Source organism: Pseudomonas sp. 273, from assembly GCF_029201425.1.
Taxonomy (GTDB): domain Bacteria; phylum Pseudomonadota; class Gammaproteobacteria; order Pseudomonadales; family Pseudomonadaceae; genus Pseudomonas; species Pseudomonas delhiensis.
Window position 1 is genome coordinate 3,918,935 of the sequence record NZ_CP116775.1, and the last position, 11,755, is coordinate 3,930,689.

Below are 11,755 nucleotides of genomic sequence, written 5' to 3' on the forward strand. Positions count from 1 at the left end.
CGATCGGGTGGGTGGGCTCCGCCCCGCCGCCGTCAAGCCTCGCGGTAGGTACCCTTCTGCTTGGCGGCGTGGGTGGCCAGCGCGTCCATCAGCGGCGGCGACAGGCAGTCATAGGGCTCCAGGTTCAGTTCGCGCAGGCGCTGGCGGATCGCCGCCATCTGCGCCGGCGGGGTGCCGCTCTCGATCACCGAGGAGACGAAGGCGGCGAAGCCCGGCGCCGACCAGCCCTCTTGCGGGGAAAGCTCGGTGTGCACGAAGTCCAGGCCGTAGAAGGCATGCCCCTGGTTCTCGATGCGGCCGAACAGGTGCGCGCCGCACTCGCGGCAGGCATGGCGCTGGATGACCGCGCTCTCGTCGACGATGTGCAGCTTCTCGGGGTGGGCGCGCACGCTGACCTTGTCCCGCGGCACCACCGCGACCACCGAGAAGGTCGCCCCCGCGGGCTTCCAGCACTTGGTGCAGCCGCAGGCGTGGTTGTGCAGCGTCTGGGCGCCGACCGCGACTTCCACCTTGTCGGTCGCGCACAGGCATTGCAGGGTGCCGCCGGCGAAACCGGGCTGTTCCGGGCGGATGCCGTTGTCCAGCGAGGGGTGAATGTGAATCGCGCTCATGGGGTTGACCTCCTGGCGTTCGCGCCGGCGGGCCGGCACCGCGACATGCCGTGCCGCGAAGCCCTGCCGGTCGAGATGGGTGGCTCATGGCCCGGACGGGCCATCGGTGGATTGTCCCGCCAAACGCACGGCTCCGGTGGCGGGCCGGACATCCGGTAGGGGCATCTCCAATCGCGGACAGAGTCCTTACGACCGTGCCCGACCGTAGGGCGAATAACCGTTCGCGGTTATCCGCCGTTGGCCGTGCTACCGGGGCGTTCGGCGTGGCCGGTGAATCCAATCGCGGACGGAGTCCGCTCCTACGACGGTGCTTCCTGGAGCTGTAGGAGCGGGCCCTGCCCGCGATTCGCGCGCAGGGCGCGCTCCTACAGGGGAATGGCATGGCTCGGCCCGCGTAGGAGCGGACTCTGTCCGCGATTTGGCGGATAACGCCGTAGGCGTTATGCGCCCTACGAACTATCGCGAACGCGGAAACCCAGGGTTCGCGAGCAAGAGCTAGGCGCCCCCCTCGCTCCTACGAAAAGCTGCGGTCCACCAGGCGGATGCTGTCGCGCCCGCCGCGCTTGGACTCATAGAGCGCGGCGTCGCCCTGCTCGATCAGCGCCGCCAGGCTCGCCGGCGGCTGGTCGAACAGGCTGGCGCCGATGCTCAGGGTCACCGCCGCGGGGGTGGCGAAGGCCTGCGTGGCGGCCTTGTGGAACTGCTCGCGCAGCGCGCCGCCCAGCGCCACGACCCGCTCGGGGGTCACGTCGCTCAGCAGGATGACGAACTCGTCGCCGCCCAGCCGGGCCGCGAGCGCGCCCTCGGGTAGCAGCGAGCGGATCATCTCGCTCAGCGTCACCAGCAGCCGGTCGCCGGCGATGTGGCCGTGCAGGTCGTTGACCAGCTTGAAGTTGTCGATGTCGATCAGCAGCAGGGCGCCCGGCCGCACGCTGGAGACTTCCTCCAGCAGCCGCGGGGCGCGCACTTCCAGGGCGCGGCGGTTGTACAGGGCGGTCAGCGGGTCGCGGGCGGCCAGCCGGGCCATGCGCTTCTCGCGGCGGTAGCGCTCGGTGCCGGTCATCGACAGCGCGATCAGCATGATCGCCATCGCCCCCTCCACCAGCGAGACCTGGATGATCTCGCCGCGCAAGGCCGTGAGGTCGATCAGCGTGCCCGGCAGCACCGCCGTCAGCGCCTTGGCCAGGTAGAACAGCCCGTGCAGCAGCAGCACGTAGCGCAGCTGCACCGCGCCCACGCTCAACGACTTGCCGTGGGGCCGCAGCAGCGCGCTGGCGCGCAGCGTCGGCAACGCCACCAGCAGCGAGTTGGCCAGCAGCATCACCTTCGACCAGGCCTGCCCATCCGGCAGCAGCAACATGCCCGCCCAGGCGACGAAGATCAGGTACCAGGCGCGGGACAGGCGCGCCTCGGTGAAGCGCGCGACGCCCAGCAGGAACAGCCAGTGGGCGGTGACCAGCAGGCCGTTGGCGAACCAGATGCCGATGAGCGGGAAGCCGCGCATGCGCAGCAGGGCGAGGGTCGAGCCGACGGTGATGGTGGCGAAGCCCGCGCTCCAGAACAGCAGCGAGGGTTCGCGTACGTTGCGCCACTCGATCGCCAGGTACAGGGCGGCGGCCGCTGCCAGGGCGATCGAGAGGGTCAACATCGTGGGAGGATCGAGCGCCATACGTCTGAACGGGACTGTCTGTACGGTGGAGGGTGGCGGATTCTAAGCGTTCGCGGCGCTTTTTCGCAGGGCCCTCCCCGCCCTGCCGACGGGAAGCGCCCGGATGTCCGCGCCGGGCCGGAAGATGCTCCCACGAGCATAGCCCCTTCCTGTATTTTCACAGCAACCGCCAAGGCCGGCGGGAGACATCCCAAGGGTCGATTCCAGAGGAGATGCAGCATGGACCAGTTCACCGGCGGTTGCCTGTGCGGCAACGTCCGTCTCGTGGCATCGGGGCGCCCCTACCGGGTCGGCCTCTGCCACTGCCTAGACTGCCGCAAGCACCATGGCGCCCTGTTCCACGCCTCGGCGATATTCCCCGAGGCCGCGGTGGCCATCGAAGGCGAGACCCACGACTACGCGGGGCGCCATTTCTGCCCCCGCTGCGGCTCGTCGGTGTTCCTGCGCAGCGCGGACGAGGTGGAAGTGAACCTGGGCGCCCTGGATGCCCCGGACCAGTTCGTGCCGACCTACGAACTCTGGACCCTTCGCCGCGAATCCTGGCTGCCGGCCTTCCCCCTGGCCAGGCACTACCTGCGCGACCGCGAGGGCACGGGCCGCCACGAGGAATAGGCGGCCGCGCCCTCCTCCCAAAGTCCCGCCCATCCGCCGCCAAAGGCGTAGTGCCCCGCGCCGCGCCAGTGGGTAGCGTCATCGGCACCTGTCGGCTGCCGAGGCAGCATCACCCGGAGGATGGACACATGATGGACTGGAACGCACACCGCAATCAGCTGATGGCCGGCGTGGGCGAGCTCGGGAAGCTCTCCCCGGGCACCGTCGACGGCTACCTCACCGCCAGCGGCGCCGGCCAGGAAACCGGCCACCTGGACGCCAAGACGCGCCAGCTGATCTCCCTGGCCGTGGCGGTGACCACCCGCTGCGACGGCTGCATCTCGGTACACGCCGCCGAAGCGGTGAAGGAAGGCGCCAGCAAGGCGGAAATCGCCGAGGCCCTGGGCGTGGCGGTGGCGATGAACACCGGCGCCGCCCTGGTGTACTCCACGCGGGTGCTGGCCGCGGTGGACCAGGCGGGCGGTGCCTGAAAGGAAAATCGCGGACGGAGTCCGCTCCTACAGGTTGACGCCGAACCTCCCACTCACACCGGACAGCCCCCTCTCCTTCAGGGAGAGGGAACGGCGTAAACCTGTAGGAGCGGGCCCTGCCCGCGATTCGCGCGCAGGGCGCGCTCCTACAAGGGAATGGCGTGGGCCGGGCTACGTAGGAGCAACTGTCTTGCAGGCTGCGCCGCCTCTTTCCAACCCGTAGGGCGCATAACGCCTACGGCGTTATCCGCCGCGGCCGTCGGGCACCGGCGTTCCGGCCAACGGCGGATAACCGCGAACGGTTATTCGCCCTACGGTCGAGCACGGACGTAGGAGCGGACTCCGTCCGCGATTGCCCCGAACGGCCTAATGGGAAGACACATACACCGCCTCCCCATGCACCGGCGGAATCGCAAAACTCTCGCGCATCCGCCTGGCCTCCGCCTGGGGCGAACGGCCGAACAGCCGCTTGAACTCCCGGTTGAACTGCGAGGCGCTGGCGTAGCCGACGGCATGGCTGGCGGCCTGCGCCGTCATGCCCTGGCGCACGATCAGCAGCCGGGCCTGGTGCAGGCGCGTGCACTTCACGTACTGCATGGGCGAGGTCTGGGTGATCGCCTTGAAATGGCTGTGGAACGACGGAACGCTCATGCCGGCTTCGTCGGCAAGCTGCGGCAGATCGAGCGGCTGCGCGTAATCGGCGTGGATGCGCCGCAGCGCCCTGGCGATCCTGCCGAAGCGCCCCTGCATGGCCAGCGCCGCGCGCATGGCATTGCCCTGGGCGCCGGTCAGCACGCGGAAATACAGCTCGCGCAGCAGGGCGGGGCCGAGAACCCTCGCCTCCAGGGGGTCGTTCAGCGCCGCCAGAAAGCGCAGGACGGAAGCGGCCAGCGCCTCGTCCATGGGGCTGGACATCATGCTCCGCGGCGCATCCTCCGGCGCGGGCGCCCGCTGCTGGTCGATCTGGATCATCAGCTCGGCGGCGAGCTGGAAATCCAGGTGCATGTAGAGGGCCAGCAGCGGGCGTTCGGCCGTCGCGTCCGTTTCCATGGTGAAGGGCACGGGCACCGCGACGGCCAGGTAATGCTGCTCGTCGTACACATAGACCTGGTCGCCGAAGTACCCGCGCTTGCAGCCCTGGCAGACGATCACGATACCGGGGTCGTAGAGCACCGGCGTCCGGGCCAGCGGGCGATCCGACCTGAGGATGCGCACGCTGGCCAGGGACGTGAGGTTGTATCCCTCGTTGGGGGCCAGCGCCTCCAGCAGGGCGACCATGCGTGCCCGGTTGCGGTCGGATGCAATGCTGCTCATAGAATCAGGCAATGAAGTCAGAAGATGAGGTCTCTCAAGCGGGCCGAATGGTGAGTATTGTGCGCTCATTCCCCCTGCAATGGAGCCATCGCCATGTCATCTTCCAAAACCTTGCTGATCACCGGCGCCAGCAGCGGCTTCGGGCTCGCCCTCGTCCAGGAGGCATTGGCCGACGGGCACCGCGTGGTGGGCACGGTGCGCAGCGCGCAGGCAAAGGCCGCGCTCGAAGCGCTGGCCCCCGGCCGGGCAACGGGCCGCCTGCTGGACGTGACCGACTTCGCGGCCATCGAGCCGATGGTCGCCGAGGTCGAGAGCACCCTCGGCCCGCTGGACGTCCTGGTGAACAGCGCCGGGTACGGCCACGAAGGCATCCTCGAAGAGTCTCCGCTGTCGGAGATGCGCCGGCAGTTCGAGGTGAACGTGTTCGGCGCCGTGGCGATGATGAAGGCCGTGCTGCCCTACATGCGCCAGCGCCGCCGCGGCCACATCCTGAACATCACCTCCATGGGCGGCTTCATCACCATGCCCGGCATCGCCTACTACTGCGGCAGCAAGTTCGCGCTGGAGGGCATATCAGAAGTGGTGGGCAAGGAAGTCGAAGGCTTCGGCATCGCCGTGACCTCCGTCGCGCCCGGCTCCTTCCGCACCGACTGGGCCGGCCGCTCCATGGTGCGAAGCCCCCGCAGCATCGCCGACTACGATGCCCTCTTCGACCCCGTCCGCCAGGCGCGACAGGAAAAAAGCGGCAAGCAGCTCGGCGACCCGAAGAAGGCGGCGCGCGCCATGCTGGAAGCGATCGGCTCGGCGAATCCTCCGGCCCATCTGCTGCTGGGCAGCGACGCCCTCGGCCTGGTGCGCCAGAAACTGGGGGCGCTGGAAGAGGAAATAGCGGCCTGGGAAGCCACCACCCGTTCCACGGATGGTTGAACCGGCCCTAGCGGATCTCACGATACCTCCGGCTATCGCGGACAAGGTCCGCTCCTACGGGGGAATGCCATGCTTCACGGCGACCTGTAGGAGCGGACTCCGTCCGCGATTGGACTCACCGGCAGCATTGAGGCCCTCAATAATCCCAGAAGGCCGCCACCCAGCGGAAAGCCTCCCCATCCACCGCCACCCGCCCAACGGAGGGAAACGGCAGGTGGGTAGCCACCAGCAATTCCCCGCTCGCCGCCGCCTCGCGCAACAGGCGCACCCGCACCCGCACCGACTCCTCGGGGTCATGCTCGAAACCGTTGTGCCAGTCGGGGTGGTCGAAGGCAACCGGGAATAGCGCGTCGCCCGCGAAGGTCAGCCGTTCGCCGGCGGACGTCACCTGCACCACGCTGTGCCCCGGCGTGTGGCCGCCGGTGAGCCTGGCGACCACGCCCGGCGCCACTTCATGTTCATTCTCGAAGGTGTGCAGCTTGTCGCGGTATGCCTCCATGAACTGCCCGGCGGTCGAGCGCAGGACGTCCGGCACCGGCGACGGCATGGCGGTAAGGGAGAAATCCGGCGCCGCCCAGAACTCGACCTCGGCGGCCGCGACGTGGATCCGCACATCCGGGCGCAACCGGTTCTTCACCGCGTCGACGAGCAGCCCGCCGATATGGTCCATGTGCATGTGGGTGATCACCACGTCGGTCACCGTCCCCAGGTCGATACCCGCGGCGGCCAGCCGCCCGGGGAACTGCCCGGCCCGCGGAAAGCCGGGGAACTGCCCGCCCAGGCCGGCGTCGACGAGTATGGTCTGCTCGCCGCTGCGCACCACCAGCACGTTCAGCGCCCAGTCGAAGGCCTCCGGCCCCAGGAACATGTCCTTGAACCAGGCCGCGCGGGCGGCCGGGTCGGCATTGGTGGACATGGTCGCGGTCGGCAGCGGCAACACCCCGTCGCTGACCACCAGCACGTCGATCTCGCCGACGCGCAACGCATAGCGCGAAGGCACCAGTTCCTCCCTTGGCGGGTGGGCTCCATCCTGTTGCTCGGGATAGCTCGGATGCATGTTCATGACTGTTCCTCGGAAGAAGTGGCCAATGACCTGGAAGTCGTTCCTTCGCGCCCGGCGGGGCAATGGGCGAGCGCCGAACCGCAGGACCCTTGCAGCGAATCGTCGCTGTGAATCCATGCTATTGGCGGGTACTTCCTGGCGCACTTCTACATCGGGACGGTAGCGCTATACGTCAGGGGCGGGGGTATATACGAAGGTATCTGTCGCCACTCGCTTTCACGGGTATATAGGCACGTGACTGTAGTCATTCTCCTACAGGCACTTCAGAGCTGCCCTATCGTGCTTTCGACTCCGTCAAATCCAGGCTGGGGTCGTTCTCTTGCGTAATCGGTCATTCTGGCCATCTGCAAACAGGGCCGTGTTGCCGGAAGACGGCCGGCGGGTTACCCGGCCAGTGCTGCGGCGCTGCGCAGGTAGTAGGCCACCTGACGCGCCTCGACGTCGTCGGGCGTGCGCAGCTTGATGTGCCGCCGCTGCTTGCCGCTCCCCTCCAGTACCTCGTGGGGGTCGTCCAGGCTGGCACCCTGGCTGAGCTCCAGCGAGACGTGACCCGCATAGGCGAAGACGCCGCCGAAGGGCCGCGCCCGGGAGAACAGTACGCCGCCGTACTTCACTTCGTCATGGACATCGGGGGCCACCGCCAATGCCAGTTCACGTACCCGGCAGAGCAGCCGGAAGTTCGTCTCGCTGACCAGGCGCACGTCCTGCAGCAGCCTGTCGACGGCACCAGCCTGCTTCTCATAGCGCACGTCACGGGCATCGAGGCTGGCCACCTTTCGCCAGCCCTGGCGCTGGTAGAAGGCGTTGGCGCGGATGCCGTCCGAGCCGTCGGTGACCAGCCAGATGCGCGCATGCTCGCGGAACAGGCTCGTCTCGGCCGTCGCCAGCAGCAGGCGCCCTACCCCGCGGCCTTCGTATTCCGGGCGAACGAACAGGGCGAAGACTTCCCCTGCCGTCCCATCCACCATGGCGAAGCCCGCGGCCACCCCATCCGCCTCGGCCAGCCAGCAGCATGGGCCGAGGCGGATGGCCTCGGCCACGCTGGCCGGGGTGATGCCCAGTTCGGCCAACTGCCCGTGGGACAGGTGGTTCTGGCGCACGCTGGTGCGGATGGCGAACAGGGTCGCCACGTCCGCCTCGGTGGCGGGGCGAATATGGATCATCTTCGAGGCTCCGGCCTTTGCATGGGTTGTCGAGCATAGGCCTCCCGCCCTGGGCCTTGAGGAGGAAGGTGTATCGGGAAGTTAGCCGACATTCCGGGAATGGGAGCAATCCGCCTCATCCGCGATAAGGCCTGGCACCGGCCTGGCGGCCGGATCGCGACGTTTCAGGCGAGCACGGCTTTTCGTAGGAGCGAGCTTGCTCGCGAATGAACCCCGCAGCGGAGTCTGTTCGCGAGCAAGCTCGCTCCTACAATTCACCCACCTCCGAGCCCACCTGTAGGAGCGGACCTTGTCCGCGATCGCGGATAGAGTCCGCTCCTACGGGGGCGTCCCGGCATCTTGCGTGATCGGGGCCTCGAACAGGCGCTTCGTGGCCGAATCTGCGGCGCGCCGGGGATCAAGGTCAAACGGCGGATAACCGCGAACGGTTATTCGCCCTACGGTTGAGTTCGACCGTAGGAGCGGGCCCTGCCCGCGATTCGCGCGCAGGGCGCGCTCCTACAGGGGGATGGTTGCGTACGCCGCCCTACCCCACCTCCAGGCTATAACCCACCCCGTAGACCGAGCGGATCGGGTCGTGCCCCGGCGCCACCGCCGCCAGCTTGCGCCGCAGGTTTTTCACGTGGCTGTCGACGGTGCGGTCGGCGACCACGCGGTGGTCCTGGTAGATGTGGTTCATCAGCTGGTCGCGGGACAGCACCTGGCCGGGGCGTGCGGCCAGGGCGGCGAGCATGCGGAACTCCACCGGGGTGAGGTCCAGCGCCACGCCCAGGTAGCGCGCCTGGAAGGCCCGCGGGTCCAGTTCCAGGCCCGGGTTCGGCGCCTGGGCGCCGCTGCGCCGCAGCACGGCCTTGACCCGCGCCACCAGCTCGCGGGGGAGAAGGGTTTGCAGATGTAGTCGTCGGCGCCCAGTTCCAGGCCCAGCAGGCGGTCGATCTCCTCGACCCGCGCGGTCATCATGATCAGCGGCATGCGGCTGAAGCCGCGCAGTTCGCGACAGATGTCCAGGCCGTCGCGGCCGGGCAGCATCAGGTCGAGCAGCAGCAGGTCGTAGGCCTTGCCGCGCAGCGCCGGGATCACCGCGTTGCCGTCGGCCAGGTGCGCCACGTCGTAGCCGGCGGCGCGCAGGTAGTCGCCCACCAGCGCGGCCAGCTTGGGCTCGTCTTCCACCAGCAGGATCTCGCCCTGGCTCATTGCGCGTCTCCCGCCAGCGGCAGTTCCAGTGTCATCAGCAGCCCTCCCAGGCTGGAAGCCCGGGCGCTCAGGCGCCCGCCGTGCACCTCGGCGATGCCGCGGCAGATCGCCAGGCCCAGGCCGGTGCCGCCGCTGGCGCGGTTGCGCGAGCGCTCGGCGCGGTAGAAGCGCTCGAACAGGCGCTCCAGCGAGGCCGCGTCGACGCCCGGCGCGGAGTCCTCGCACTGCACCAGCACGCGCTCGCCGTCGCGCAGCGCGCGCAGCACCGTGCGGCCGCCGGGGTCGGTATAGCGCCGGCTGTTCTCCAGCAGGTTGTGCAGCAGCTGGCCCAGGCGCGACTCGTCGCCCAGCACCCACAGCGGTTCGTCCGGCAGTTCCAGGTCCAGGCCCAGGCCCAGGCCGCGCTCGGCGAAGCTGGCGCGGAAGGCGTCGGCCACCACCGGCAGCAGCACCCGCAGGTCGATGCGCTCGCGGCGGTAGGTGGGCCCGCCGACCTCGGCCAGGGACAGGTCGAAGAGGTCCTCCACCAGCTTGGTCAGCGCCCCCACCTCGGCCTGCAGCGAGCGCACGGCGGTGCCGTCCAGGGGCGGATGCCGTCCTCCATGGCTTCCAGCTCGGCGCGCATCACCGCCAGCGGGGTGCGCAGCTCGTGGGAGATGTCGGCCATGAAGTCGCGGCGCAGGCGTTCGTTGCTGGCCAGGGTGGCGGCCATGCGGTTGAAGTCGGCGGCCAGCTGGCCGGCCTCGTCGGCCGAGCGCACCGGCAGCTGGATGGCGTAGTCGCCGGCGGCCAGGCGGTGGGTGGCGCCGGCCACCTGGCGAATGGGCCGCAGCAGGCTGCGGGTCAGCCACCAGGCGATCACCGCGGTGGCCAGCAGGCAGGCCAGGCCGATGAGCAGGCTGGAGCGCAGCTGGTTGAGCTGGAAGCGCCGGTCGCCGACGCTGGTCACCGACTGCAGCGGCGCCAGGGCCATCCAGCCGACCACCCGGCCCTGGTGGCGGATCGGCCGCAGGACCATCTCCGCCGGCGGCGCGTTGTAGCCGATGATCAGGCGCTGCGCCTCGTCCAGCAGGGCGAAGCGGACGAAGGCGCCGGTGAGGTCGGAGACGGTCAGGTGGCTGGGATCGAAGTCGCGGTCCTGCTCCACCTTCTCGGGGCGCAGCATGTCGAACCACTGGTCGCGGTCGCTGCGGATGAAATCCCAGCTGCCGTGGGTGGCGAAGGCCCGCTCGGCGCGCGGGACGATGAGCTCCATGCGCTCCTCGGCCTGCTGGTTGAGGTAGCCGAGGAAGCCGTACCTCAGGCTCAGGTAGGCGGCGAAGACCATGCCCAGCACGGCGAAGGCGCAGACCGCCAGCATGGCCAGGAAGAACTTGCTGGAAAGGCTGATTTTCATGGCACCGCCGCGCCGCTGTCGGGATGCCGCCATTGAAGCGCGGCCCCCGCGGTCGTTCAAGGCGCGGCGGGCAATCTCCCAGATTTCTGCACATTGCCTGCACATTCGCCGAGCACCCTGGACACTGAATCCAACCCAGGATCGGAGTCCCGGATGCCCTCGCTCGTACCCCCGCTTTCCACCCTGGCCCGCGCCCTGCTGCTGGGCGCCGGCCTGCTCGCCCTGGGCGGCTGCCTCGACGACCGGGCGGCCCCGCCGCAGCCCGACCTGCAGGAGGTCGGCGTCTACCGGGTGCGCAGCGCGCCCCAGGCGCTCAGCCTCACCCTGCCCGGCCGCGCCAGCGCGCACCTGGTGGCGGAGATCCGCCCGCAGGTCGGCGGCATCATCCAGAAACGGCTGTTCGAGGAAGGCCGGACGGTGAAGGCCGGCCAGGCGCTGTACCAGATCGACCCGCAGCCCTACGAGGCCGCCCTGGCCCAGGCCGAGGCCAGCGTCACCTCGGCCCGCGCCACGCTGAAGGCGGCCGAGCTCAAGGCCCGGCGCGACGCCCGGCTGGTGAAGATCGACGCCATCAGCGCGGAAGACAACGAAAGTGCCCAGGCCGCCCTGCTGGAGGCCCGCGCCAGCCTGCAGTCGGCCCAGGCGTCGCTGAAGACGGCGCGCATCAACCTGGGCTATACGCGGATAGACGCGCCCATCTCCGGGCGCACCGCCACCTCCTCGGTCACCCCCGGCGCGCTGGTCACCGCCGAGCAGACCAGCGCCCTGACCACCGTGCAGCAACTGGACCCGATCTACGTCGACTTCACCCAGCCCAGCGCCACCCTGCTGCGCCTCAAACGCGAGCTGGCCGAGGGCAAGCTCGCCCCCGCCGACGAGAAGGACGCCACGCGCATCAGCCTGGAGCTGGAGGACGGCAGCCGCTACGCCCACGAAGGCACCCTGACCTTCAACGGCGTGAGCGTCGACGAGGGCACCGGCAGCGTGACCCTGCGCGCCCTGGTGCCCAACCCGAGGGCCTGTTGCTGCCGGGCATGTACCTGAAGGCGACGCTGCAGGAAGGCGTGCAGCAGGACGCCATCCTGGTGCCGCAGCAGGGCGTGGCCCGCGACGAGCGCGGCGAGGCCACCGCCCTGGTGGTGGTCGACGGCAAGGTGGAGCAGCGCCAGCTGAGCCTGGCCCGCGCGGTGGGCAACCGCTGGTGGGTCGGCCAGGGCCTGGAGGACGGCGACCAGCTCATCGTCCAGGGCACGCAGAAGGTCCGCGTCGGCCAGCAGGTGAAGGTGCTGGACGCGCAGCTCAGCGCGCAGAACGACGCACGCGACTGAGGGCACGC

The 11,755-nt window shown here is 69.4% G+C and carries 8 protein-coding genes and 4 pseudogenes; 4 read left to right on the top strand and 8 right to left on the bottom strand.

Annotated features, from left to right (window positions below):
• Positions 1 to 32: 32 nt before the first annotated feature.
• Together gfa and PKO50_RS17875 are read right to left on the bottom strand one after the other, a co-directional pair.
• Positions 33 to 611 (bottom strand): S-(hydroxymethyl)glutathione synthase, encoded by a 579-nt coding sequence (gene gfa, locus PKO50_RS17870; RefSeq protein ID WP_109936911.1) that lies wholly within the window; start codon positions 609 to 611, stop codon positions 33 to 35.
• A 514-nt stretch (positions 612 to 1,125) separates the two neighbouring features.
• Positions 1,126 to 2,280, bottom strand: coding sequence for a GGDEF domain-containing protein (locus PKO50_RS17875; protein WP_275626794.1), 1,155 nt, complete (start codon positions 2,278 to 2,280; stop codon positions 1,126 to 1,128).
• Between the two features lie 219 nt (positions 2,281 to 2,499).
• Here PKO50_RS17875 and PKO50_RS17880 point away from each other — a divergent pair, with 219 nt between their 5' ends.
• Positions 2,500 to 2,892 carry a GFA family protein gene (locus PKO50_RS17880; protein WP_275626795.1) on the top strand — a complete coding sequence of 131 codons (393 nt, stop codon included), beginning with the start codon at positions 2,500 to 2,502 and terminating at the stop codon, positions 2,890 to 2,892.
• A 128-nt stretch (positions 2,893 to 3,020) separates the two neighbouring features.
• Positions 3,021 to 3,362, top strand: a complete 342-nt coding sequence (locus PKO50_RS17885; protein WP_074986491.1) for a carboxymuconolactone decarboxylase family protein — start codon at positions 3,021 to 3,023, stop codon at positions 3,360 to 3,362.
• Between the two features lie 366 nt (positions 3,363 to 3,728).
• On the opposite strand, the gene PKO50_RS17890 is transcribed toward PKO50_RS17885, so the two are convergent.
• The gene (locus tag PKO50_RS17890) at positions 3,729 to 4,745 is read right to left on the bottom strand and encodes an AraC family transcriptional regulator (protein WP_176450329.1); all 1,017 of its coding nucleotides are present in this window, start codon (positions 4,743 to 4,745) and stop codon (positions 3,729 to 3,731) included.
• A gap of 24 nt (positions 4,746 to 4,769) precedes the next feature.
• On the opposite strand from PKO50_RS17890, the gene PKO50_RS17895 reads away from it, so the two are divergent.
• Positions 4,770 to 5,603 (top strand): oxidoreductase, encoded by an 834-nt coding sequence (locus PKO50_RS17895; RefSeq protein ID WP_275626796.1) that lies wholly within the window; start codon positions 4,770 to 4,772, stop codon positions 5,601 to 5,603.
• A 136-nt stretch (positions 5,604 to 5,739) separates the two neighbouring features.
• Here PKO50_RS17895 and PKO50_RS17900 read toward each other — a convergent pair whose 3' ends face one another.
• The 5 genes and pseudogenes from PKO50_RS17900 to PKO50_RS17920 form a co-directional block, all read right to left on the bottom strand.
• Positions 5,740 to 6,666, bottom strand: a complete 927-nt coding sequence (locus PKO50_RS17900; RefSeq protein ID WP_275626797.1) for an MBL fold metallo-hydrolase — start codon at positions 6,664 to 6,666, stop codon at positions 5,740 to 5,742.
• Between the two features lie 383 nt (positions 6,667 to 7,049).
• A complete protein-coding gene (locus PKO50_RS17905; protein WP_275630496.1) occupies positions 7,050 to 7,415 on the bottom strand; it encodes a DUF1801 domain-containing protein in 366 nt (121 codons plus the stop codon).
• Positions 7,401 to 7,829: pseudogene (locus PKO50_RS17910) on the bottom strand (GNAT family N-acetyltransferase); the annotation flags it as partial. The gene PKO50_RS17905 and the pseudogene PKO50_RS17910, both read right to left, overlap by 15 nt.
• A gap of 526 nt (positions 7,830 to 8,355) precedes the next feature.
• A pseudogene (locus tag PKO50_RS17915) lies at positions 8,356 to 9,023 on the bottom strand (response regulator).
• Positions 9,020 to 10,419, bottom strand: a pseudogene (locus PKO50_RS17920) (ATP-binding protein). Before PKO50_RS17920 ends, PKO50_RS17915 begins: the two co-directional pseudogenes overlap by 4 nt.
• Positions 10,420 to 10,572: 153 nt before the next feature.
• Here PKO50_RS17920 and PKO50_RS17925 point away from each other — a divergent pair.
• A pseudogene (locus tag PKO50_RS17925) lies at positions 10,573 to 11,747 on the top strand (efflux RND transporter periplasmic adaptor subunit).
• Positions 11,748 to 11,755 lie beyond the last annotated feature (8 nt).